Here is a 21,993-nt window from a genome sequence, read left to right as displayed (position 1 = left end):
TGCAGGCACTAATATCCATCTCGCAGGCATGACCGTCGACGTGACCCAGCGCTGCTTCGCGTCGCCCTGAAGCCGGAGAAACAAGATGCCGTGCGTAGCGTCCGATGGTGTTTCGATCCATTACGAGGTCAAGGGCAAAGGATCGCCCGTGCTGCTGCTGGCCGGGCTGGCGGGGGTCGGTGCCTCCTGGGGTCCGCAGATCGATCTGTTCGCCGCGCATCACCAGGTGATCGTACCGGATCATCGCGGCACCGGAGCTTCCGAGCACACCGCCCACGGCATGACCATTGCGCAGCACGCGCTTGACATGGCGCGGGTCATCGAGGCGGTCGGTTGCGGGCCGGTTCATGCGATCGGCTCATCGACGGGAGGGGCCATCGTACAGTGGCTGGCGATCCATCACCGCGAACGCTTGCGTAGCGCGACAATCCTCTCTTCGATCGCACGCGCGGATGCGTTCTATCGTCGCCAGTTCGACATGCGGCGACGCATGCTAGCTGATTCCGGCCTGCGCGCGTCTACCGAGGCCAACGCGCTATTCCTCTTCGATCCGGAATTCCAGCGCGAACACCCGGAGCAGGTGCAGGCCTGGGTGAACACTGCATCGGCCTGTCCATTCGAAGCGGAGATCGTCTTCGCCCGGATAGACATGATCGCCGGGCATGACGCCTTCGATGACCTGCCGTCGATCACCACGCCGACGCTGGTGCTGGTGGGCGAACGCGACTTCTGCGCGCCGCCATATTTCTCCGAGGAACTGGCAGGCCGGATTCCGGGGACGGAGTTTTCCATCCTGGACGGTGGTCACTTCATCTTCCTGGAGAAGCCGGTCATACTGCACGACGCCGTAGAAGCCTTCATCGTCAGGCACCAACACAGCTAACCTCCAGCAACGTATTGTCGCGCCTGACCCTGAGCGTCTCCGACCTTACGGCTGAATCGTGGTTGCCGACGGACCCTGCTGGCCTGTGCCAGCCACATGGCGCGCTACACAGCCCTACTTGCCAAACGCGGCAAATTTCTCCGCCAGATACTCCACGAACAGCCGGATCCGCGACGACAGCTGATGCCGCTGTTGATACACGGCATAGATGTTGGCTTCCGGGGTCGCATACTGCGGCAATACCTGCACCAGCCTTCCGCTGCGCAGATAGCGGTCGACATCCCATTCGGCGCGCAGGACGATGCCGTGTCCCTCAAGCGCCCAGTTCACGGCGATCTCGCCATCGTTGGTGGTCAGGTTGCCGCGCACGTGGATAGCCTCGGTGCGCGCCCGGGCTCCCTTGACCGGCGTCAGTCGCCAGACGCCATAGGCATCGCTGCCCTGGCGGATGCCGATGCAGTTATGACCCGGCAGGTCTGCCGGCACCTGGGGCGTGCCGTGCTTGCGCAGGTAACCCGGCGACGCCACCAGCAAACGACGATTCGGCGCCAGTTTGCGCGCCACGATGCGGGCGTCCGGCGGCTCGCCGAAGCGCACGCAAACGTCGAACGCATCCTCCGACAGCGGTGGCGGGTCGGCTGACAGCTGCAGTTGCACGTCGACCTCGGGATACATGCGGCTGTAATCGGAGATGACCGGGGCCACGTGCATGCGCCCGAAACCGAGCGTGGCATTGACGCGCAGCAGCCCGCTGGGCCGGCCCTTGGCGCTGGTCAGCAATTGCTCCAGGTCGTCCAGCTCGCCCAGGATGCGGCGCGCATGCTCGAGCAGCACCTCGCCCTCCGGGGTCAGGCTCATGCGCCGCGTGGTGCGGATCACCAGCGGCATGCCGATGCGCGCCTCCATCTGGCCCAGCCGCTTGCTGACCGCCGCGGTGGTGATACCGAGGTCGCGTGCCGCCGCGCTCAGGCTGCCGGCCGTCGCCAGCACGGTGAAAAAGCCCAGCTCCGCGGGCTGGATCGCACTATTGGCCGCCATGCAACACCTTAAACTTTAGGTTAAGAATGGTTTAACTTTAGCCCCGATCAAAAACCTCGTCCATCCACCAGAATTCGTCCAACGCGCTTGGCAGCGGTGCGACGCGCCACAGCATTTCCAGACCAGACAGGAGACGAACGATGAAGACGTACAAGATTGCAACCATCCCCGGCGACGGTATCGGCAAGGAGGTCGTGCCCGCCGGCCGCGAGGTCATGGAAGCGCTGGCTGCCCATGGCGCCGGCTTTCGCTTCGAGTTCGAGAACTTCGACTGGGGCGGCGACTACTACCGCCAGCATGGCGTGATGATGCCGGCGGACGGTCTCGATGCGCTGCGTGACAAGGATGCGATCCTGTTCGGCTCCGCCGGCGACAACCAGATCCCCGACCACATCACGCTCTGGGGCCTGCGCCTGAAGATCTGCCAGGGCTTCGACCAGTACGCCAACGTGCGGCCGACCCGCATCCTGCCCGGCATCGACGGCCCGCTCAAGCGCTGCGCGCCGGAAGACCTGAACTGGGTGATCGTGCGCGAGAACTCGGAAGGCGAATACTCCGGCGTCGGCGGCCGCGTGCACCAGGGCCATCCGATCGAGGCCGCCACCGATGTGTCGATGATGACGCGGGTCGGGGTGGAGCGCATTCTGCGCTTCGCGTTCAGGCTGGCGCAGTCGCGGCCGCGCAGGCTGCTGACGGTGATCACAAAATCCAACGCCCAGCGTCATGCCATGGTGATGTGGGATGAAGTGGCGGTGCAGGTGGCGAAGGACTTTCCCGATGTCACCTGGGACAAGGAACTGGTCGATGCCGCCACCGCGCGCATGGTCAACCGTCCGGCAACGCTCGACACCATTGTCGCCACCAACCTGCACGCCGACATCCTGAGCGACCTGGCCGCCGCGCTGGCCGGCAGCCTCGGCATTGCGCCCACCGGCAACATCGATCCGGAGCGCCGCTATCCGTCGATGTTCGAGCCGATCCACGGCTCCGCCTTCGACATCATGGGCCAGGGCCTGGCCAATCCCGTGGGCACGTTCTGGTCGGTGGTGATGCTGCTCGAACACCTGGGCGAGCATGCCGCCGCGCAGCGCGTGATGGCGGCGATCGAAGCCGTCACCGCCAATCCGCTGCTGCATACCGGGGACCTGGGCGGCAAGGCGAAAACCATCGACGTGACCAGGGCCGTCTGCAAGTTCCTGGCGCAAAGCAGCCAGCCCAAGGCCGCCTGAGGTCCGCCACGCGGCTGCCTTGCAGCCCCCGCCTTCGTTGCAGCACCTTCGCGTCCCGGTTCCGACCGGGCCGCCGATGCGCACGCCGGACCGATGCACTGAGGTCGATGACGATGAAGATCCAGACAAACGAAGCGTCGGCACTGCTGCGCCGCATGTTCGACGCCGCCATTGCCGCGGCGCAGCCATCGCTGACCATCGCGCGCCACTTGCCCCTGCGTCCGCGGGGCCGCACCATCGTGATCGGTGCGGGCAAGGCATCGGCAGCCATGGCGCGGGCTTTCGAGTCCGCCTGGCCGTGGCCGCTGGAGGGTCTGGTCGTCACGCGCTACGGCCATGCGGTACCGTGCGAGCGCATCGAGGTCGTGGAAGCCGCGCATCCGGTGCCAGACGCCGCCGGGCATGACGCGGCGCGGCGCATGCTGGAACGGGTGTCCGGCCTGACCGGGGACGATCTGGTGGTCAGCCTTGTTTCCGGCGGCGGGTCTTCGCTGCTGCCGCTGCCGCTGGCCGGCATTGCGCTCGCGGACAAGCAGGCCATCAACCGCGCGCTGCTCAAGTCCGGCGCCACGATCGCAGAGACGAACTGCGTCCGGCGCCACCTCTCGGCGATCAAGGGCGGGCGCCTGGCAGCGGCCTGCCACCCCGCCCGGGTGTGCAACCTGCTGCTGTCCGACGTGCCGGGCGATGACCCCGTCGACATCGCATCGGGTCCGACCGTGCCGGACCCCACCACCCGCCAGGATGCGCTCGACATCGTGCGCCGCTACGGCCTGGCGGTACCTGCGCACGTCATGCGCGTGCTGGAGTCCGAAGCGGCGGAAACCATCAAGCCCGCCGATGCACGGCTGCCGCGCATCGACACCACCTTGATCGCCACGCCGCGCATGGCGTTGGAAGCGGCTGCCCGCGTCGCGCGTGAAGCAGGATTCCACGTGCACCTCCTCGGCGATGCCATCGAAGGCGAGGCGCGCGATGTCGGGCTGGTACTCGGCTCGCTTGCCCTCGAATCGGCCAGCCACCAGCTCTTCCCCACCCCATGCGTGCTGCTTTCCGGCGGCGAGACCACCGTCACGGTGCGGGGCCAGGGACGTGGCGGCCGCAATGTGGAATTCCTGCTCGCACTCGCGCTGGCACTGCGCGGCGATGCCCGCATCCATGCGCTGGCGGGCGACACCGATGGCGTCGACGGCCAGGAAGAGATTGCGGGCGCCATGGTCACGCCCGATACCTTGCAGCGCGCCTGGGCGCTGGGCCTGCGTCCGCAGGATGCCCTGGCGAACAACAACGGGCACGGCTTTTTCGAAGCGCTGGGCGATGCCGTCATCACCGGCCCCACCCTTACCAACGTCAACGATTTCCGCGCGATCCTGATCGCGCCCTGATGGAGCATCACCATGAGACGCCTTCGCAATGCGAAGATCGTGGCCACGCTGGGGCCCGCCAGCACCTCATCCGAGATCATCGAAGCCCTGTTCGACGCCGGTGCCGATGTGTTCCGCCTGAACTTCAGCCACGGCAGTCACGACGACCACCGGCAGCGACTTGACACGATCCGGGCCATCGAGCGGGAACGCGGCCGCCCGATCGGGGTGCTGCTCGACCTGCAAGGCCCCAAGCTGCGCATCGGCACCTTTGCCGGGGGGGCGGTCCAGCTTGCGGCGCAGGCATCATTCCGGCTGGACCTGGACCAGGAGGTTCCCGGTTCCGCGGCCCGCGTGAGCCTGCCCCACCCGGAGATCTTCGCGGCGCTGCGCGAAGGGTCCGAGCTGCTGCTGGACGACGGCAAGATACGCCTGCGCGTAAACCGATGCGCCGGCGACTTCGCCGACACCACGGTCGTCAATGGCGGCGCACTGTCCGACCGCAAGGGCGTCAACGTGCCTGGCGTGGTGCTGCCGCTCTCGGCCATGACCGACAAGGACCGCCGCGATCTCGAATTCGGCCTGGCGCTCGGCGTGGACTGGATTGCGTTGTCGTTCGTGCAGCGCCCCGAAGACATAGAAGAGATCAAGGCCATCGTGCAGGACCGCGCCGGCATCGTCGCCAAGCTGGAAAAGCCCGCCGCGATCCAGAGCCTGGATGCCATCGTTGCCGAAGCCGACGCGGTGATGGTGGCGCGTGGCGATCTCGGCGTGGAAATGCCCGCCGAGCAAGTGCCGTCGCTGCAGAAGCACATCGTGCGCGCCTGCCGCAAAGCGGGCAAGCCGGTGATCGTGGCCACGCAGATGCTGGAGTCGATGATCGCCGCGCCGGTGCCCACGCGCGCGGAAGCCTCCGACGTGGCCACCGCCGTCTACGACGGCACCGATGCGGTGATGCTCTCCGCCGAGTCGGCCTCGGGCCGGTATCCCGTGGAGGCCGTGAAGATGATGAACGGCATCATCGCGCGCACCGAGTCCGATCCGCTCTATCACGAAGCGATCCAGGCTTCGCACACGCCGCCGCGCGCCGAGGCCGCCGACGCCATCGGCTACGCGGTGCGCCACGTGGCGGCACTGCTCAAGATGCCAGCCGCGGTGGCCTACACCAGCTCAGGTTATTCCGCGCTGCGCATGGCGCGCGAGCGCCCCGGGGTGCCGATCCTGGGCATGACACCGCGCATGGCCACGGCACGCCGGCTTGCGCTTGCGTGGGGCGTTCACGCGGTGCTGTGCCATGAAGTCGTCGACGTGCTGGAAATGACCGAGCTGGCGAGCCGGACGGTGGTCAGGGAACGCTTTGGCGAGCGCGGCCAGTCGATCGTGATTTCCGCCGGCCTGCCGTTCACGGTGGCCGGCACCACCAACCTGCTGCGCATCGCGCAGGTTCAGTGAGGGACGGCTATCGACACAGTCACCCTCACGCATTGACGCCACCAAACACCAAGGAGACAACCATGCATCGATTCACCATGACTATCCGCCGCATCTGTGGCCTGTCGCTCTGCGCAATCGGACTTTGCGGCGCTACCGCGGGGATGGCACAGGACTGGCCGACCAAACCCGTCAGCCTGGTGGTGCCATTCCCATCGGGGGGCACCACCGACGTGCTGGCGCGCGCTCTCGGGGACCAGTTGACGAAAACCCTGGGCCAGCCGGTCATCGTCGAGAACCGCCCCGGCGCAGGCGCCACCGTGGGCGCCGACTACGTCGCCAAGGCGAAACCCGACGGCTATACGCTGCTGATCGGCGCGGTGCACCATACCATCGCCACTTCCGTCTACAAGAAGCTGCCCTACAGCTTCCAGAAGGACCTGGCGCCGGTCTCCACGCTGGCGATGGTGCCCAATGTTCTGGTCATCAACAGCGCCAAGACGCCGGCGAAGAACGTAGCCGAGTTGATCGCGCTGGCAAGGAAGGCTTCGCCGGAACTGTCGTACGGTTCCAATGGCAACGGCACCGCCCAGCACCTGATCGGCACCCAGTTCCAGAGCACCACCGGTGTGAAGTTGCTGCATGTTCCCTACAAGGGAAGCGGCCCCCTGACCACCGACCTGCTTGGCGGCCAGGTATCCATGTCCTTCGACACCCTGACCACGGTGCTGCCACACATCAAGGGCGGCAAGCTCAAGGCGCTGGCGGTGACCACGGCAAAACGCTCCACCGCGTTGCCCGAGGTACCGACCATGGAGGAGGCCGGACTCAAGGGCTTCGATATCGGCACGTGGTTCGGCGTGCTTGCCCCTGCCGCCACACCCAAGCCTGTGCTCATGCGCCTGAATGCCGAGATCGTCAAGATTGTGAATTCGCCCGACTTCCGGCAACGCATGCTGGCCGCGGGCGCGGAGCCGATGTCGAGCACGCCCGAAGCGTTTGCCCGGCGCATCCACGACGAGACCGACAAGTTCGCCGTCCTGGTCAGGGATGGCAAAGTCACCATCGAATAAACCGATCGCGAGAGATGAAGTGCAATGCGAACCGAGGCCGGCGCACGGCCGGCGCCGCCCTTATTTGAGTTGCTGGATCCGGATCATGTTGCCGGCCGGATCGCGCACCGCGAAATCGCGCACGCCGTAAGGCTGGTCTGTCGGCTCCTGCACGATCTCGGCGTCGCGGTCCTGCAGGCGCTGGAAGACGGCGTCGAGGTCTTTCGCGCCAAGCAGCAGCATGGCGAACGTGCCCTTGGCCATCATCTCGGCGATGGTGCGCTTCTCCTCGTCGGTGACGCCCGGGGTAGCGTTTGGCGGGTACAGGACGATGGCAGTGTCGGGCTTGTCCTTCGGGCCGACGGTAATCCAGCGGTGGCCGCCAAAGGCGACATCCTTGCGGATCTCGAAATCCAGGGCGTCCCGGTAGAACGCCAGCGACACCGCCGGATCGGAATGCGGCAGAAAGGTCGAGTGAATGGTGAGGTCCATGATCAGTCTCCGTAAGGGGTGAGGGGTGAGAAAGCGGTGGCCGCGGCCGTCGCGGCGTTGGCCCGGAAGGCATGGAAGCCAGTCTAGTCGGACGACGGTTCCGGCGCTTCTCGATTCCTGATCGGTCGCGTCACCTGCCTGGCGATGCAGGACGGGATGCCCTCGGCCTGGCGCGCGCAGTCGCGCCGGTAAATGCTGGGCGAGACGCCGACCAGCTCGGTAAACCGTGAACTGAAGGACCCCAGGGACGAGCACCCCACCTCGAAGCAGACCTCGGTGACACTCAGGTCGCCCCGTCGCAGCAGCGCCATCGCGCGCTCGATGCGCCGGGTCATCAGGTAGGCATAGACCGACTCACCATAGGCCAGCCGGAACTGCCGGCTGAGATGGCCCGCCGACATATGGACGTCGCGTGCGAGCGCCTCGACGTCCAGGGCTTGGGCATAGTCACGGTCAATGCGGTCACGGACCCGGCGCAGGCGGGCCAGGTCGCGCAGGACGGTATCGGGGGTCGCGGCAGGCATCGGCGTATCCTGCCATGCCCGTCGGGCAGGCTCAAGCCCGGCGCCGGCCACGCCGGGGTCAAGCCGGTCGCCACGATGCCTGAGGATGATCAAGTCATGAACAGCACAGTAGTCAGGACGGATGCCGCCAATCCATGCCTGGCGGAAGCCGTGCGTGCGCGGTGGCGCGCTCTCGGCGCGTCATCGTGCCTTTCGCAAAAATCCGGTCTGTGCGTCAGCGTTTCAGCGCGTCTCGACACCGGTTTCCGTGGCTCGATGGCCGCGCGGCAAGCTCAAGTCGGCGCTCTAGGCAGCCGATATCCGCCTGGAGCCGGCCGCTTCCGAGCACGAATTGCCCATCGCCGGCGAACCAGGAGAAGTACCACCGTGACCATGATCGAACCGATTGCAGCCAAGGCAGCGGCTGCCGTGTCGATGGATACGCCTGCGGCACCACCCGCCGCCTCCAGCGAAAGCGCCAGCGACGCGCCGGGGATTCGTACCCGGCCGGCGGCCAGTGCCGAGATCCATATTTCGGCCCCTGGCCACGCGCTGGCGGGCGGCAACCAGGCCGCTTCAGTGCGCGACAACAGCGATGTCGACGACAGCGGCCTGCCGGACCAGGCCAGGGATGCGATCAAGCGCCTGCGCGAACTGCGCGCGCAGCTGGCGCGCAAGCTGCAGGAGCTGGAGGCGGCGAAGAACGCCACCACCGGCACGCCCGACCAGAAGCGCATCCGCATCGCGGTGCTGCAGCAGGAAATCGCCAGCCTGGGCGCCGCCATCACCACCACCACCGCAACGCTGAACCAGGCCATGCGCGAACTCCCGGCAGAGCAGCAAATGCTGGCCGGCAGCCTGGCGATGCGCTAGCACGCCAGGCTGCATCGCTCAGTCGCGATACGCCCACAGGTCCACCACGCGGCCGCCATCGTCCGCGATCAGGCGGAATGCGGCCGGCTGGTAGTCCGTATCGATGGCGAGCACACCGCTGGCACTGGCAGGCAGCGTGCCGCAGGCCGACGTCGACAGCTTCAGGCTCAGCGTATTCGGCATGGCCTGCGCAGCCAGTGTTCCCGACAGCTGGCATGCCGAAGCGCCGGGCGCGATCTTGCCTTCCGCGGTGACGGTGAAGATGGCGCTGGCGCCCGTAGGCAGCACCGTGGTGTAGGTGCCGGCCACGCTGGCGGGATCGACGCTCGCGGCCGACACCGCGGCCTGGCTCAGCAGCTTGACGCTGGCGGACGCGTCCGCGCCAGGCGCTGCGACCCAGCTGCCGCCCTTGTCGCGGCGGTAGATGGCCGTGGCCTTGTCTTCGGCATCGGCCAGGGCCAGGTAGCGGCTGCCGTCCGTGCCGGCGTAGTACTTGCCGACGGTCGGGTTGTCGGCATCGCCCACGCTGACGACGTAGGCGCCGGGATCCAGGTCGGTGACGGACAAGGTCGCGGTCGCGGGCGGTGCGCCGTTGCCGGGCGCGTCGTTGCCGCCGCAGGCGGCCAGCCCCAGCACGACTGCCAGGGGAAACAGGGAAATGAGGCGTTTCATCGGGACCTGCCTCACTGGCCGAACAGTTCACCCAGGCGCAGGCGCAGCCATTGCTGGCCGGCGGGACGCTGGTCGAAGCCGATCTGCATGGCGGTAACGGCCGTTTTGGTCTTGTAGACCACCGACTCGTCCTCGGCCTGCGCGGCCGTCGGCGTGCCGCCGCCGGCGCCGATGCCGAGGCCGTACGGCGCCGTGCCGCTGAACTTCAGCGCATAGGCGTCGAAGGTGCCATGCCGCGAGAACGCAAACGGCGTGGCCGCCGTCGGCGCATTCGGGAAGTTGACGTTCAGCGCCAGCCCCGCCGGCAGCAGCGGGCCGCCGTTGGCCTTGGCCTGCAGCGTGCCGAGCAGCTTGATGGTCAGCTGCGCCACCACGCCGGACACCGGGCTCGCCAGGCCGGCATTGTCGACCGAGTCCGTGCCCGCGCTCAACGCGATGGATGGAATGCCGCGCGCTGCGCCGAACTGCGCATTGCTGACCGTGCCCGAGCTGTTGACGATGCGGCCAACGTTCTGGCCTTCGTTGGGACCGGACAGCACCAGGTCCGGGGCCTTGCCCCAGCGCGCCGGCGCCAGCACGTCCAGGCCGTACATGGTCGCCATCACCGGCGTGCCGTGGGCGTAGTGGTAGTCGCCATTGGTGTAGCCCGCCTTGGTGAAGGGGCCGACCGCCGGCTCGCCGGTCTTGGCCGCGCCGTTGTGGCAGCCGCCTTCGGCCTCGACCTGGGTCTTGTCGTTGTCCGGCACGATGACCGTGGTGCTGTACATCACGATGCCGGCGCCGCGGCCGCTCTGGCCGGTGCAGGGTACGCTGACGATGACGTTGTGGCCAGCGCCCTTGAGCGCGTCGTACAGCGCCTTCAGGTTGCTGGTCAGGCCGTCGTCGTTGCTCAGCAGGATGTTCAGGGCGAAGGCAGGACTCGCCGTGGCGGCCAGCAAGGCCGCGGCGATCAGGCGGGATTTCATGTCGGTGGCAGGTCTGAGTGGGTCAGGAATGCGGGCGAAGCGTGCCCGCGCGGCAGGCAAGTTACTGCGGGCAGCCCGGTGAGGCTGGCGGCGCGCATGCGCCGGCAGCGCCGATGTAGGTGGCGCGGGCCGGGCGCAGCGCCCTGGGGTCATCCGTGGTGGACGGACGCTACCTTAACCGCGCTTGATGACAGTTGCGTGAACAACAAAGGGCACCGTGCCATGGATTGACGAATGCGCCGCGCACCGCCAGCGCCCGCACCGCCGGCACGTCAATGGAAATCCCGCCCCGGCCATCTCTGAATTTCCGGCCAGTACGGGATTCGCAGGAACTTGCTACATTGCTGACTGCTGGCGAAAACAGCCCCAGGCAGCTGCCCCGCTCACCGCAAACCGACAGGCCAAGGAGACATCGAATGCACACCGCACTTCAACTTCGTTCGCAAATCAAGAGCAGCGGTGAACTCGAGCTATCGCTAGACAGCATCGACACGCCGCATCCTGGCCCGGATGAAGTGCTCATCCGCATTGAAGCCTCTCCTCTCAACCCGTCCGATCTCGGCCTGCTGTTCGGTGCGGCCGACATGAGCACGGCCAAGGCCAGCGGCACGGCCGAGCGGCCCATAGTCACCGCGCGCGTTCCGGAAGGCGCGATGCGCAGCATGGCGGGCCGCCTGAATGTGTCCATGCCGGTTGGCAATGAGGGCGCGGGCGTGGTCGTCGATGCAGGCTCGTCCCCTGCGGCGCAAGCCTTGATGGGAAAGACCGTCGCCGCCATCGGCGGCGCGATGTACTCGCAGTACCGCTGCATCTCCGCGGACCAGTGCCTGGTCTTGCCCGAAGGCGCCACGCCTGCTGACGGCGCGTCGTCATTCGTCAACCCGCTCACCGCACTGGGCATGGTCGAGACCATGCGGCTCGAAGGACATAGCGCCCTGGTGCACACCGCCGCGGCCTCCAACCTGGGCCAGATGCTCAATCAGATCTGTCTCAAGGATGGCATCAAGCTGGTGAACATCGTGCGCAAGCAGGAGCAGGTGGACCTGCTCAAGGCACAAGGCGCGGTCCACGTCTGCAACTCCGCGTCGCCCACGTTCATGCAGGAGCTCACCGAGGCACTCGCCGCCACTGGCGCAACGATCGCGTTCGACGCCACGGGCGGCGGCAAGCTCGCCGGCCAGATCCTCACCTGCATGGAAGCGGCCTTGAACAAGACGGCCCGCGAGTACAGCCGCTATGGCTCGACCACCCACAAGCAGGTCTACCTCTACGGCGGCCTGGACACAAGCCCGACCGAGTTCAACCGCAACTTCGGCATGGCGTGGGGCATGGGCGGCTGGCTGCTGTTCCCGTTCCTGCAGAAGATCGGGCGCGAGCGGGCCAACGCGCTGAAGCAACGCGTGGTTTCGGAGCTGAAGACCACCTTTGCCAGCCACTACTCGAAAGAGATCTCGCTGGCCGAGGTGCTCGACCTGGAGCTGATCGCCGTCTACAACAAGCGCGCGACGGGGGAGAAATACCTGATCAACCCCAACAAGGGCCTGGCCGGGTAAATCACCGCGGGGCGCCTTGCGCGCCCACCCGTGTCAAGAATCAGCCGCTGCGCCACAGCCGGCGGCGCGGCGGTGTGGCTGCTCATCCAAGTGCTGCCCTGGCAGTCATCGCGCACCAGCACGCGCAGGGGCAAGTCCAGCGCAACGATAAGCGATCGTTGGGAGAGTCTACTTGGCATCGACAGTCATACAATGACTGCACAATAACCGTATCAATTGGCGTCGACACCATGAGCTAATCCACCCGGCAGTCGCAACTCACGCAGAATTTGGCTCTCATAGGCTGGCCAGTCCCTTGCAGAGTTCTCAATCGCGAGCTTGGCTAACGGTAGCTGGCGAAACAAATCATCGGTGATTCGGCGGTAATCGCGATATAGGCAAATAAGCCCCTCCAATCCCTTGTAACCCCTGCGCACGCAATAAGGGGCCGCGAGCTTCCAGTTCACCTGATATTCGATCCACTCATCGCCGCGTTCCGCACAGACACTCCGTATAGCTTTTTCGACATCCTCCTGCCAAAGGTAGAGGACGAACGGATTGAGCGGAGCAGTGACTGCTGTCAGCGCTTGTACGTAGTCGAAAATCAACGCGGACTCGGCTTCCATCAGCAGCAGGTTAGTCAGGTCTCCATGAAACAGTTGGCCGTCTATTACTGGGATTGGGGTCTCGGCCTGTGTCGTCTCGACAAAGGCTTTCCAATTAGCTAGGGCACGGTCCGCGAGATGCTTTGGTGTCGTGTCCCGCCACGGTTCAAACCAGTGTTCAAGTTCGTCTGTCGCGCGCACCGGGTGGGGCTCTGTCCTCTCGTGGACCGGCAACACTGGCTGCGCGGCCTCTTGCAGATGTTTCGCAATGAGGCGCATCGTCGTTGACTTGCCTGAACCCATAATGCCCTCGACGATCACAAGCCGATGCGCGGTGGAAGGCTCTGCACTGCCAGACGTCGTCGAACTTGTCATTTTCGCAAACGACTCCTTGGAAGGATACCTACGCTAGGTCGTACATGCGGGATTGTCAACAATATGCATGCGGTCGTCGAATGTCTGCTTCTGGCCGGTCTCGGCCCTCTCTGGTCTTGACCCTGCAACCTCCCAACCCAGCATCGGGAAATTAGCTCGCTTTCTACTCACTGCGTATCACCGTGGGCCTTCGGCCAATGGTGGTTCCATCCATATTGTCTAGCTCGCGTAATTCTTCCTCGACCGTTCTGCCGCAGTTCGCCGCATTGCCAGGCTATTACCGAACCCGAAGCCGTTCCGGGATCGGCTCAGCCGAACTCCTTCGCGAGGTAGGCCGCCGTCACGCTTGCGATGGAGACCGCGATGACGGCCGGACGGCCGCTTGCCACGATGCGCCCCCCTTCGTCGCCGGCGCCGGGTCCGATGTCGATAACCCAATCCGCCTGCGCCACCACGCGCATGTCGTGTTCGACCACGACCACGGTGTTGCCGGCGTCCACCAGCGCCTGCAACTGCACCAGCAGGCGATCCACATCGGCGGGATGCAGGCCGTTGGTGGGCTCGTCGAGCACGTACAGCGAGTCGCCGCGCTGCGCGCGCTGCAATTCGGTGGCCAGCTTGATGCGCTGCGCCTCGCCGCCCGACAGTTCCGTGGCCGGCTGCCCGAGCCGCAGATAGCCGAGCCCGATATCGCGCAACGCCGTCAGGGCTCGCATCGCCGGCGCCTCGTCGGCGAAGACCTCGCAGGCCGCGTCGACGGTCAGGTCCAGCACCTCGGCGATGTTCCGGCCCTTCCAGGTGATTTCCAGCGTCTGCGGCCGGTAGCGCGTGCCGTTGCACGCCGAACAGGGCGCGTAGACGCTCGGCAGGAACAGCAGCTCCACGCTGACGAAGCCCTCGCCTTCGCACGTCGGGCAGCGTCCCTGCGCCACGTTGAACGAGAAACGGCCGGCCGTGTAGCGCCGCTTGCGCGCGGCGGGCGTCGCGGCGAACAGCTTGCGTACATGGTCGAAGAATCCGGTATAGGTCGCCAGGTTCGAACGGGGCGTGCGGCCAATCGGCTTCTGGTCCACGCGCACCAGCCGGCGCACTGACTCCATGCCACCAGCGATGCGGCCTTCGGTCGGGGCATCGGTCACCGCGAACAGCGGGTCGCGCTCGTCTTCGGAATCGCTGTCGTCGGCGCGGCCCAGGTGCCGGTTCACGAGTTCGGGCAGCGCCTGGCTTATCAGGCTCGACTTGCCCGAACCCGAAACCCCGGTTACGGCGGTGAAGCAGCCAAGCGGGATATCCGCATCCACGCGATGCAGGTTGTTGCGCGAGACATGGGCCAGCCTGAGCCACCCGGCCGGCTCTCGCGGCGCGCGCTGCTGCATCTCCGGCGGCCCGAACAGGTAGGCCGCGGTGCGCGAGGCCGCGATCTCGGCCAGGCCGTCGGGCGGGCCGCTGTAGAGCACGCGCCCGCCGTGCTCGCCGGCTGCGGGCCCCACGTCGACGATCCAGTCGGCCTGGCGCATGGTCTGCGTGTCGTGCTCCACGACGAACAGCGAATTGCCGGCCGCGTTCAGGCGGCGCAATGCCACGAGCAGCGCCTCACCATCGGCGGGATGCAGCCCGGCCGAGGGTTCATCGAGGACGTAGACCACACCGAACAGTTGCGACGAGATCTGCGTGGCCAGCCGCAGCCGTTGCAGCTCGCCCGAGGACAGCGTTGGCGTGCTGCGATCGAGCGACAGATAGCCGAGGCCCAGGTCGATCAGCGTGGACAACCGCTCCATCAGTTCCTCGGCGATGCGTTGCGAGGCGAGCCGCTTCTCCTCGGAGAGGTTGGGTGTGCGCCGCACGTCGGGGGCGGCCTTGTGCGCCGAGCCGCCGGCCGCCACGCGCCGCGCCGTGTCCGCACGCGCCGCCTTGCGGCTTAGCACGGCGCCGGCGGCACCGGCCCGGCCGGGCGATTTGCCTTGCGCGATGGGCAGCATGATCTCGGCCACGCGGGCCAACGGCAGGTGCGTGAATTCGCCGATGTCGAGCCCGGCGAACGTCACGGACAGCGCCGCCTTCTTGAGCCGCTTGCCGTGGCACGCCGGACATTCGCGCCCGATCATGTATTGCGCCACGCGCTTCTTCATCAGCGCGCTCTGCGTGGTGGCGAAGGTCTGCAGCACGTAGCGCCGTGCCCCCGTGAAGGTGCCCTGGTAGCTCGGCTCCAGCTTGCGCTTGAGCGCGGCGCGCACCTCGCGCGGCGTGAAGCCAGCGTAAACCGGCACGGTGGGCTGCTCCTCGGTGAAGAGGATCCAGTCGCGATCCTCCTTCGGCAGGTCGCGCCACGGCGTATCGACGTCATAGCCGAGGGTGACGAGGATGTCGCGCAGGTTCTGCCCGTGCCAGGCCGGCGGCCACGCGGCCACGGCGCGTTCGCGGATGGTGAGCGAATCGTCGGGCACCATCGACTGCTCGGTGACATCGTAGATACGCCCGAGACCATGGCATTCCGGGCAGGCGCCCTCCACGGTGTTGGGCGAGAAATCCTCGGCGTAAAGCATCGGCTGCCGCGCGGGATAGGTGCCAGCGCGCGAGTACAGCATGCGCACCAGGCTCGACAGCGTGGTGACGCTGCCCACCGTCGACCGCGCGTTCGGCGTGCCGCGCTGCTGCTGCAGCGCCACGGCGGGCGGCAGGCCCTCGATGCTGTCGACCTCGGGCACGCCCACCTGATCGATCAGCCGCCTTGCATAGGGGGCGACGGATTCGAAATAGCGCCGCTGCGCTTCCGCGTAGAGCGTGCCGAACGCGAGCGACGACTTGCCCGAGCCCGACACGCCGGTGAACACCACCAGCGCATTGCGCGGGATATCGACATCGACATCCTTGAGGTTGTGCTCGCGCGCGCCGCGCACCCTGACCAAGTTGTCCGAGTCCGTGGGGACCTGGTCCGCCTCCCGACCCGCGCGGTCCTTGCGCCGGGGTGGCCGGATATCGGCGCTCATGCGCGCCTTCGCTTGCACAAATTGCCGGCCGCGACCATGTACATCCGGCTACTTGCTGCGGCGCCTGGCCGCGCGCTTGCGGGCGGGCTTGGGCGGCGTCAGCGCCGCAATCCACGCGTCCGTTGCGGCCTTGGTCATCGCCGCGGCGGCCGTGGCTGTCTGGCGCCTGCCCTCGGCCACCGCGCGCCCACGCGCCGCGCCGGCCACCGCATTCGCGCCGCTGAGCCACATGCTCAGCATCGGGTTCTTTTTGAGCCAGGGGTTCTTCATCGCATGCTCCTTGGGACACAGCCGGCGTGCCGATGCTGCAAGGCAGCAGGAAGCATGCCAGTGGCCTACCGATCGCGGTCTACGGAAGTTCGTGCACTGCCCCGGGCACAACAACTTATCGAACAGTTTTGGCAGAGGTCGAGATACTGCTCATACTGGCGAGCAGATGCCGGTCAACCGGCTCTTTCCGCGCGCGGGCAAGAACTGGAAATCCCTGCTTCTGAAGGAAGCCCGTGAGGCGCTCAAGCAGAATGCTTCTTGCGGCGCTTTTCTCATCGGCTGCCCCGCTGTTGCCGAGATGCCAATTGATTGAATGGCGAGGCTTTTGACGAACTGGAGAGCATAGACCAATCTTCCATCAACCACGATTGATGCGGCCTGCGCGGGCATCGATCGCCGATGTCCCAGACCGACCCACTGCCGTCATTCGCTCTTCTCACCTTGGGGGCCTGCTTTCAGGCCTTTAGCGGCCATCCGGCACGCCTCGATTACTATGCCTACCGCGGACTCAGGACGAATTCTAATTTGGTGCCCGATCACCGTGCCTGCCAGCTACCACCTACCATCGCTGCCTGGCTTTGCCTGCCGATGATTGGCAAAGTGTGCAAGGAGGAAATCGACGAGCACACCAACCTTGTCAGGACGCGTCTTGCTGCCGCGGTAGACCAGGTAGATGTCGGCCGGAGCGAACTGCCATTGCGGAAGCACCCTGCATAGCGCTCCGCTTCTCAGTGGCTCTGCGACGTCCCACTCGGACCGGACCACGAGTCCTTGGCCCTCCAGCGCCCAAGCAACGGCGGACTCGCCATCGTTTGTGCTCATGGTTCCGCGCACCTTTACGGTCTCGTGTTGAGAGCCATTGCGCATGTGCCAGGTGCCAAAGGTCTCGTCAGCTTCGCGAATGAAGATGCAGCTATGCCGGGCGAGATCGCGCGGACTTGCCGGCAACCCTGCCCGTGCAAGGTACGAGGGGGCAGCGCAAAGCACGCGACGGTTGTTCGCCAGCAGGCGCGCCGTCAGCCGTACGTCAGGTAACTCGCCAAAATGAACGACGGCGTCCAGCCCAAGTTCGGTCAGATTCAGCGGCCGCTCGCTGAGATAGAGCTGAATCTCGATTTTCGGGAATGCTCGCGAAAACGCCGCCAAGGCAGGTGCGATATGTCGGCGGCCGAAGCCAAGCGTTGCGCCAATTCTAACGAGACCTTGAGGTGTCCCACTGTTGCCGCCAACGGATCGCTCCAGCGTCTCGAGCTCAGCGAGAATGCGCGCGCCCTCCACAAGGTAATTCTCGCCTTCGGGCGTGAGGCTGATGCGTCGGGTCGTACGGTTCAGTAGCCTGACGCCAAGTCTCGACTCCAGGGCGATGAGCCGTTTGCTGACGGCGGACGGGGTGACCCCCAACTCCTGGGCCGCGGCAGCGAGACTGCCGAGCTTGTTGATGGCCATGAAAAAGGCCACATCCGAGAACCCGTCCATTGCTGAATTGTAGGCAAGAAAGAAGTGATTCTGCCTAAATTATGTTTCTGTAGGCAAGTGCTAGCATCCGTTCCATAAAAACCGCACTGAAGGAGACTCCATGAAAATGCCTCGCCTTGTTGCCTTCCTCGCTTGCGCCGCCGTTCTTGGAACGGCTTCGGCGCAAACCTACCCGCAGCGCCCGATCCGTCTGATCGTGCCATACGCGCCGGGCGGCAGTGCCGATATCGCCGCACGCCTCGTTTCCGACGCATGGTCGAAAGCGCTTGGCGGCACCATCGTCGTGGAGAACCGTGCCGGGGCGGGTGGCAACATCGGCGTGGATGCCGTCGCGAAGTCGCCGGCGGACGGCTACACCATTGGCCTGCAAACGGTTTCGCTGGCCATCAATCCCGGCCTGTTCGCCCGCATGCCTTACGACACGCTGAAGGATCTCGCGACCATCGGGATGGTGGCGGGTTCACAGCACGTCCTTGTCATCAACAACAAGATCCCGGCCAAAAACCTGCAAGAACTCATCACGCTTGCCAAGGCCAGGCCGGACAAGCTGACGTATGGCTCGGCAGGTAATGGCAGTACGTTCCATATGTCCGCCGAACTGTTCAAGTCGGTCGCCAATGTATCAATCGTCCACGTGCCCTATCGCGGTGGCGGCCCCGCACTGGTCGACACCATCGCCGGACAGGTCGATATGAGCTTCCCGGTGATTTCAGCCGCGCAGCAGCACGTGCTGGCAGGCAAATTGACTGCGCTCGCCGTGACGGGCTCGAAACGCTCATCCTTGCTGCCAAACGTGCCCACCGCGACCGAAGCTGGTCTGCCCGGATACAACTTCGAGACGTGGTTCATGGTCTTTGCGCCGGCGGGCACGCCGAAGCCCATCATCGACAAGTTGAACGCCGCGCTCAATTCGACCCTGACGGCGCAGGCGACAAAAGACCGGATGCTGAAGGAAGGTTTTGAACCGACGCCTTCGACGCCGGAGGCAGCCCGCCAGCGTCTTGAAAGAGAGATGCCGATGTGGGCCGGTTTAATCAAGCAGCGCGGTATCACCGCCGAGTGATCGTGAAAACAGGTAGTCTCCATGCCCCCCAAAACAATTTACAACAAGCTGGTTGACTCTCACACCGTCACCAGAATCGACGACGACAACGTTCTGCTTTTCTGCGACCTGCACTTGATGAACGAGTACACGAGTCCTCAGGCCTTTGCAGGGCTGCACGAGCAGAACCGCGGGGTATTGATCCCGGGGCAGAATGTTTCCGTCGTCAGTCACATCATTCCGACGCATCCGACGAAGATCCGCGTGATCGCGGATCCGGCTTCGTCGCTCCAGGCGACGAACCTGCGGGATAACTGTGAGCGGCACAACATCCCGCTGTTCGATACGAACGATGCGCTCCAAGGCATCGAACACGTCATTGCCCCCGAACACGGCATGATTCGTCCGGGTATGGTCGTGATCTGTGGTGACAGTCATACGACCACCTACGGCGCACTCGGTGCGCTGGGCTTCGGCATCGGTACGTCGGAGGTCGAGCACGTCCTGGCAACGCAGACGCTGGTGTACCGGATGGCGAAGACCATGCGCATCCGCGTGGATGGCAAACTGCCTGTCGGTACGACGGCCAAGGATCTGATCCTCATGATCATCGGCAGGATCGGCGCCCAGGGCGCGCGCGGCTACGTCGTCGAGTACTGCGGGTCGGCGATCCGGGACCTGAGCGTCGAAGCCCGTTTCACGCTTTGCAACATGACCGTGGAAGCGGCGGCACGGGGCGCCCTGATTGCACCCGATGACGCGTCGATCGATTACGTGCTGCGCCGTGCCCCCGACATGGACGATGCACAGCGCATTGCCGCCCTGGCGTACTGGGACACGTTGAAGAGCGATCCGGAAGCAACATTCGATCTCGACTTCGTGTTTGATGCCAGCGATATCGAACCTTACGTGACATGGGGCACTAGCCCGGATCAGGTCGTGCCCGTTTCAGGGCGTATTCCGTTTCCCGAAGATCAAATCGATGAAGCAGACCAGCGCTCGGTCGAGCGCGCTCTCTCTTACACACATTTGACTGCTGGCTCAGTACTGGCGGGCACGGCGATTCAACATGTTTTTATTGGCTCATGCACAAATGGCCGCATCGAAGATCTGCGTGCCGTGGCCGAGGTCGCAAGGGGCAGGAAGGTCGCGAAGGGCGTCCGGGCAATGGTCGTTCCGGGCTCTGGCGCCGTCAAGGCGCAAGCGGAGCGCGAAGGAATCGCGGAGATCCTCACGGCGGCCGGATTCGAGTGGCGACAACCCGGCTGTTCCATGTGCCTGGCCATGAACGACGACGTGCTGGCCGAGGGCGTTCGCTGTGCGTCCACCACCAACCGGAACTTTGAAGGCAGGCAAGGGCGCGGCGCCATTACGCATTTGATGAGCCCGGCCATGGCCGCAGCAGCGGCCATTACGGGAAAGATCACCGACGTCCGCAAGCTGGAGATCGATCATGTCTGAATACGCCTATATCGCCGGCAAGGCGGCCGCCATCCGCTTCGAGAACCTCGATACCGACCAAATTATCCCGAAGCAGTTTCTGCGCGGCATTGACAAGGCGGGTCTCGACAAGGGCATTCTGTACGACCACCGCTTCGATGGAAACGGCAATCTGCGCCCTGACTTCGTACTGAACCGGCCCGAGTATGCGGGAACGAGCATCCTAGTGGGTGGCGCGAATTTCGGTTGCGGATCCAGTCGCGAGCACGCCGTCTGGGGCTTGCAGCAGTTCGGTGTGCGGGCCGTTATCGCGCCCAGCTATGGCGAGATCTTCTACTCCAATGCCATGAACAATCGGCTGCTGCTAGTGATGCTTCCGCGCGATGTCATCGAAGCATTGATGAACGCCATCGATGCTGACAGCAATAACACCGTTTTCATCGATGTGGAAACGATGCACGTCAAGACGCCCCTCGGCGAGCATCCGTTCGAGTTGTCTGAGCGGCATCGCCGCATGTTTATCGAAGGGCTCGACATGATCGGCCTGTCGCTAAAGCACCGCGCCGAGATCAAGGCGTTTGCCGACAAATACTGGTCTACGTTTCCGTGGACCCAGGACGTCGCGCGCCGCACCCGAGATCGGCTAGGCGTAACCTGAAGTAGCAGAACTGGCGCAGGCGCCGGTGCCCATTCCCGCTTTTGCCGCGATTGCCGCGGCAACCGCCTCCCGCGCCAGTCGCTACGGCTCCTTGCGAGTTCGCTTCGATCGTGCCTTAGTCGCTAGATCCGCGTTCAGTTCTGCAGTAACTTCATGCCGGCTATTGTTCGTGCCGATGGGATGGAGCTGAACTTAGGTCGGCTTCTGGAACTTCTCAACCAGGAAGTCGATGAAGGCCCTCGCGCGGGCCGTCTGATTTCGGCGCTGTGAGTAATAAACGAACAGATCTGCCGACGGTAACTTAAATTGAGGCAAGACGACTCGCAAGCGGCCGCTCTCGAGGTACTTCGTCAGATCCCATTCGGAACGAATGAGGATGCCATGACCATCGAGGGCCCAGCCGAGCACGATGTCCCCATCGTTGCTGGAGAGCGCGCCAGCAACCTTCACACTATCATGATGGCCATCATGCTCGAATCGCCAGATTGCATGCGCTTCGTCGTTCTGCCTGTGAATGATGCAGCGATGATTGTGAAGGTCGGACAGGGATGCCGGCGGCCCGAATTTGTCCAGGTAGACCGGCGACGCGCATAGAAAGCGACGGTTCGACATGATGCGCCTAGCGCTCAACCGATTATCCGGCAGCGTCCCAAACCGGATCGCCAGGTCGACACCACTGTCCACCAGGTCTACAGGGCGGTCCGTGACTTCAAGCTGCACCTCCACCTGCGTATAGCGCTTTGCAAACTCGGAAACCAGAGGTGCAATGGTGGTCCGTCCGAAGCCGAGGGTCGCATTGACGCGGAGCAGTCCACGCGGTTCGGCGCCGCTGCTCGCCACAACGCTCTCCATCTCCCGGAGGTCGGCCAGAATCCTTTGCGCATACGCCAGATATGTCTCGCCTTCGTTCGTCAGGCTGATGCGCCGTGTGGTGCGGTTCACCAAGCGTACACCAAGGCGGCTTTCCATCAGGGCCAGCCTTTTTGTCGCTGCGGGAGGCGTCAGATCGAGTTCGCGCGCCGCTGCGGCTAAAGAGCCGTGCCGAGCGATCAGAACGAAGAACTCCAGTTCGGACGCGATCTCAGTCTTCACTTTGGGAGAATAAT

General features: G+C 65.0%; 21 protein-coding genes. 11 read left to right on the top strand and 10 right to left on the bottom strand.

Annotation, left to right across the window (positions count from 1 at the left end):
- The first annotated feature begins 148 nt into the window (after window positions 1-148).
- A complete protein-coding gene (locus U9J39_RS11800) occupies window positions 149-883 on the top strand; it encodes an alpha/beta fold hydrolase (RefSeq protein ID WP_326347110.1) in 735 nt (244 codons plus the stop codon).
- A 114-nt stretch (window positions 884-997) separates the two neighbouring features.
- Here U9J39_RS11800 and U9J39_RS11795 read toward each other — a convergent pair whose 3' ends face one another.
- Window positions 998-1,921, bottom strand: a complete 924-nt coding sequence (locus U9J39_RS11795; RefSeq protein ID WP_115713477.1) for a LysR family transcriptional regulator — start codon at window positions 1,919-1,921, stop codon at window positions 998-1,000.
- 140 nt (window positions 1,922-2,061) lie between these two features.
- Between U9J39_RS11795 and U9J39_RS11790 the strand changes: the two genes are divergently transcribed.
- From U9J39_RS11790 to U9J39_RS11775, 4 genes are all read left to right on the top strand, one after another.
- Window positions 2,062-3,150: a tartrate dehydrogenase gene (locus U9J39_RS11790; RefSeq protein ID WP_115713478.1), complete on the top strand. Its 1,089-nt coding sequence runs from the start codon at window positions 2,062-2,064 to the stop codon at window positions 3,148-3,150.
- Between the two features lie 113 nt (window positions 3,151-3,263).
- The gene (locus U9J39_RS11785) at window positions 3,264-4,535 is read left to right on the top strand and encodes a glycerate kinase type-2 family protein (protein WP_240987806.1); all 1,272 of its coding nucleotides are present in this window, start codon (window positions 3,264-3,266) and stop codon (window positions 4,533-4,535) included.
- A 12-nt stretch (window positions 4,536-4,547) separates the two neighbouring features.
- Window positions 4,548-5,966 carry a pyruvate kinase gene (pyk, locus tag U9J39_RS11780; RefSeq protein ID WP_326347109.1) on the top strand — a complete coding sequence of 473 codons (1,419 nt, stop codon included), beginning with the start codon at window positions 4,548-4,550 and terminating at the stop codon, window positions 5,964-5,966.
- A gap of 62 nt (window positions 5,967-6,028) precedes the next feature.
- On the top strand, window positions 6,029-7,018 hold the full coding sequence (locus tag U9J39_RS11775) for a tripartite tricarboxylate transporter substrate binding protein (protein WP_326347108.1): 990 nt from the start codon (window positions 6,029-6,031) through the stop codon (window positions 7,016-7,018).
- A 60-nt stretch (window positions 7,019-7,078) separates the two neighbouring features.
- Here the strand turns inward: U9J39_RS11775 and U9J39_RS11770 are convergent, their stop codons facing one another.
- On the bottom strand, window positions 7,079-7,489 hold the full coding sequence (locus U9J39_RS11770) for a VOC family protein (protein ID WP_115713481.1): 411 nt from the start codon (window positions 7,487-7,489) through the stop codon (window positions 7,079-7,081).
- Window positions 7,490-7,572: 83 nt separating this feature from the next.
- Complete coding sequence (locus U9J39_RS11765; RefSeq protein WP_115713482.1) at window positions 7,573-8,013, bottom strand: helix-turn-helix transcriptional regulator; 441 nt, start codon at window positions 8,011-8,013, stop codon at window positions 7,573-7,575.
- 372 nt (window positions 8,014-8,385) lie between these two features.
- On the opposite strand from U9J39_RS11765, the gene U9J39_RS11760 reads away from it, so the two are divergent.
- Window positions 8,386-8,865, top strand: coding sequence for a hypothetical protein (locus tag U9J39_RS11760; protein ID WP_326347199.1), 480 nt, complete (start codon window positions 8,386-8,388; stop codon window positions 8,863-8,865).
- A gap of 18 nt (window positions 8,866-8,883) precedes the next feature.
- On the opposite strand, the gene U9J39_RS11755 is transcribed toward U9J39_RS11760, so the two are convergent.
- Complete coding sequence (locus U9J39_RS11755) at window positions 8,884-9,537, bottom strand: hypothetical protein (protein ID WP_326347107.1); 654 nt, start codon at window positions 9,535-9,537, stop codon at window positions 8,884-8,886.
- Window positions 9,538-9,548: 11 nt separating this feature from the next.
- Window positions 9,549-10,502 carry a 5'/3'-nucleotidase SurE gene (locus U9J39_RS11750; RefSeq protein WP_116314258.1) on the bottom strand — a complete coding sequence of 318 codons (954 nt, stop codon included), beginning with the start codon at window positions 10,500-10,502 and terminating at the stop codon, window positions 9,549-9,551.
- Between the two features lie 416 nt (window positions 10,503-10,918).
- Between U9J39_RS11750 and U9J39_RS11745 the strand changes: the two genes are divergently transcribed.
- Window positions 10,919-12,055: a zinc-binding dehydrogenase gene (locus U9J39_RS11745; RefSeq protein WP_326347106.1), complete on the top strand. Its 1,137-nt coding sequence runs from the start codon at window positions 10,919-10,921 to the stop codon at window positions 12,053-12,055.
- Between the two features lie 212 nt (window positions 12,056-12,267).
- Here the strand turns inward: U9J39_RS11745 and U9J39_RS11740 are convergent, their stop codons facing one another.
- The 3 genes from U9J39_RS11740 to U9J39_RS11730 all read right to left on the bottom strand — a co-directional run bounded on the left by U9J39_RS11740 (window position 12,268) and on the right by U9J39_RS11730 (window position 16,271).
- Window positions 12,268-13,014: a hypothetical protein gene (locus tag U9J39_RS11740; RefSeq protein ID WP_326347105.1), complete on the bottom strand. Its 747-nt coding sequence runs from the start codon at window positions 13,012-13,014 to the stop codon at window positions 12,268-12,270.
- A gap of 308 nt (window positions 13,015-13,322) precedes the next feature.
- Window positions 13,323-16,001, bottom strand: a complete 2,679-nt coding sequence (locus tag U9J39_RS11735) for an excinuclease ABC subunit UvrA (RefSeq protein ID WP_326347104.1) — start codon at window positions 15,999-16,001, stop codon at window positions 13,323-13,325.
- Between the two features lie 48 nt (window positions 16,002-16,049).
- Window positions 16,050-16,271: a hypothetical protein gene (locus tag U9J39_RS11730; RefSeq protein ID WP_116314254.1), complete on the bottom strand. Its 222-nt coding sequence runs from the start codon at window positions 16,269-16,271 to the stop codon at window positions 16,050-16,052.
- A gap of 166 nt (window positions 16,272-16,437) precedes the next feature.
- Here U9J39_RS11730 and U9J39_RS11725 point away from each other — a divergent pair, with 166 nt between their 5' ends.
- A complete protein-coding gene (locus tag U9J39_RS11725; protein WP_155892709.1) occupies window positions 16,438-16,584 on the top strand; it encodes a hypothetical protein in 147 nt (48 codons plus the stop codon).
- Between the two features lie 239 nt (window positions 16,585-16,823).
- Here U9J39_RS11725 and U9J39_RS11720 read toward each other — a convergent pair whose 3' ends face one another.
- Window positions 16,824-17,747 carry a LysR family transcriptional regulator gene (locus tag U9J39_RS11720; protein ID WP_025581657.1) on the bottom strand — a complete coding sequence of 308 codons (924 nt, stop codon included), beginning with the start codon at window positions 17,745-17,747 and terminating at the stop codon, window positions 16,824-16,826.
- Window positions 17,748-17,847: 100 nt separating this feature from the next.
- On the opposite strand from U9J39_RS11720, the gene U9J39_RS11715 reads away from it, so the two are divergent.
- The 3 genes from U9J39_RS11715 to leuD are packed head-to-tail and all read left to right on the top strand — an operon-like array spanning window position 17,848 to window position 20,887.
- A complete protein-coding gene (locus U9J39_RS11715) occupies window positions 17,848-18,810 on the top strand; it encodes a tripartite tricarboxylate transporter substrate binding protein (RefSeq protein WP_025581658.1) in 963 nt (320 codons plus the stop codon).
- A 21-nt stretch (window positions 18,811-18,831) separates the two neighbouring features.
- Complete coding sequence (gene leuC / locus U9J39_RS11710; protein WP_025581659.1) at window positions 18,832-20,250, top strand: 3-isopropylmalate dehydratase large subunit; 1,419 nt, start codon at window positions 18,832-18,834, stop codon at window positions 20,248-20,250.
- Complete coding sequence (leuD, locus tag U9J39_RS11705; RefSeq protein WP_116347776.1) at window positions 20,243-20,887, top strand: 3-isopropylmalate dehydratase small subunit; 645 nt, start codon at window positions 20,243-20,245, stop codon at window positions 20,885-20,887. The genes leuC and leuD overlap by 8 nt, the downstream gene beginning before the upstream one ends.
- A 192-nt stretch (window positions 20,888-21,079) precedes the next feature.
- Here leuD and U9J39_RS11700 read toward each other — a convergent pair whose 3' ends face one another.
- Window positions 21,080-21,979, bottom strand: coding sequence for a LysR family transcriptional regulator (locus U9J39_RS11700; protein ID WP_116347774.1), 900 nt, complete (start codon window positions 21,977-21,979; stop codon window positions 21,080-21,082).
- Between the last annotated feature and the right edge of the window lie 14 nt (window positions 21,980-21,993).

The sequence above is a fragment of the Cupriavidus sp. SS-3 genome (genome assembly GCF_035818815.1).
Taxonomy (GTDB): Bacteria; Pseudomonadota; Gammaproteobacteria; order Burkholderiales; family Burkholderiaceae; genus Cupriavidus; species Cupriavidus taiwanensis_C.
This window is presented reverse-complemented; position numbering and strand designations above follow the sequence as displayed.

What these genes read in the sequence shown, in the direction of transcription:
- U9J39_RS11795 (WP_115713477.1), bottom strand. Translation starts at nt 1,921, where the DNA reads ATGGCGGCCAATAGTGCGATCCAGCCCGCGGAGCTGGGCTTTTTCACC.
- U9J39_RS11790 (WP_115713478.1), top strand. Translation starts at nt 2,062, where the DNA reads ATGAAGACGTACAAGATTGCAACCATCCCCGGCGACGGTATCGGCAAG.
- U9J39_RS11785 (WP_240987806.1), top strand. Translation starts at nt 3,264, where the DNA reads ATGAAGATCCAGACAAACGAAGCGTCGGCACTGCTGCGCCGCATGTTC.
- pyk (WP_326347109.1), top strand. Translation starts at nt 4,548, where the DNA reads ATGAGACGCCTTCGCAATGCGAAGATCGTGGCCACGCTGGGGCCCGCC.
- U9J39_RS11775 (WP_326347108.1), top strand. Translation starts at nt 6,029, where the DNA reads ATGCATCGATTCACCATGACTATCCGCCGCATCTGTGGCCTGTCGCTC.
- U9J39_RS11770 (WP_115713481.1), bottom strand. Translation starts at nt 7,489, where the DNA reads ATGGACCTCACCATTCACTCGACCTTTCTGCCGCATTCCGATCCGGCG.
- U9J39_RS11765 (WP_115713482.1), bottom strand. Translation starts at nt 8,013, where the DNA reads ATGCCTGCCGCGACCCCCGATACCGTCCTGCGCGACCTGGCCCGCCTG.
- U9J39_RS11760 (WP_326347199.1), top strand. Translation starts at nt 8,386, where the DNA reads ATGATCGAACCGATTGCAGCCAAGGCAGCGGCTGCCGTGTCGATGGAT.
- U9J39_RS11755 (WP_326347107.1), bottom strand. Translation starts at nt 9,537, where the DNA reads ATGAAACGCCTCATTTCCCTGTTTCCCCTGGCAGTCGTGCTGGGGCTG.
- U9J39_RS11750 (WP_116314258.1), bottom strand. Translation starts at nt 10,502, where the DNA reads ATGAAATCCCGCCTGATCGCCGCGGCCTTGCTGGCCGCCACGGCGAGT.
- U9J39_RS11745 (WP_326347106.1), top strand. Translation starts at nt 10,919, where the DNA reads ATGCACACCGCACTTCAACTTCGTTCGCAAATCAAGAGCAGCGGTGAA.
- U9J39_RS11740 (WP_326347105.1), bottom strand. Translation starts at nt 13,014, where the DNA reads ATGACAAGTTCGACGACGTCTGGCAGTGCAGAGCCTTCCACCGCGCAT.
- U9J39_RS11735 (WP_326347104.1), bottom strand. Translation starts at nt 16,001, where the DNA reads ATGAGCGCCGATATCCGGCCACCCCGGCGCAAGGACCGCGCGGGTCGG.
- U9J39_RS11730 (WP_116314254.1), bottom strand. Translation starts at nt 16,271, where the DNA reads ATGAAGAACCCCTGGCTCAAAAAGAACCCGATGCTGAGCATGTGGCTC.
- U9J39_RS11725 (WP_155892709.1), top strand. Translation starts at nt 16,438, where the DNA reads ATGCCGGTCAACCGGCTCTTTCCGCGCGCGGGCAAGAACTGGAAATCC.
- U9J39_RS11720 (WP_025581657.1), bottom strand. Translation starts at nt 17,747, where the DNA reads ATGGACGGGTTCTCGGATGTGGCCTTTTTCATGGCCATCAACAAGCTC.
- U9J39_RS11715 (WP_025581658.1), top strand. Translation starts at nt 17,848, where the DNA reads ATGAAAATGCCTCGCCTTGTTGCCTTCCTCGCTTGCGCCGCCGTTCTT.
- leuC (WP_025581659.1), top strand. Translation starts at nt 18,832, where the DNA reads ATGCCCCCCAAAACAATTTACAACAAGCTGGTTGACTCTCACACCGTC.
- leuD (WP_116347776.1), top strand. Translation starts at nt 20,243, where the DNA reads ATGTCTGAATACGCCTATATCGCCGGCAAGGCGGCCGCCATCCGCTTC.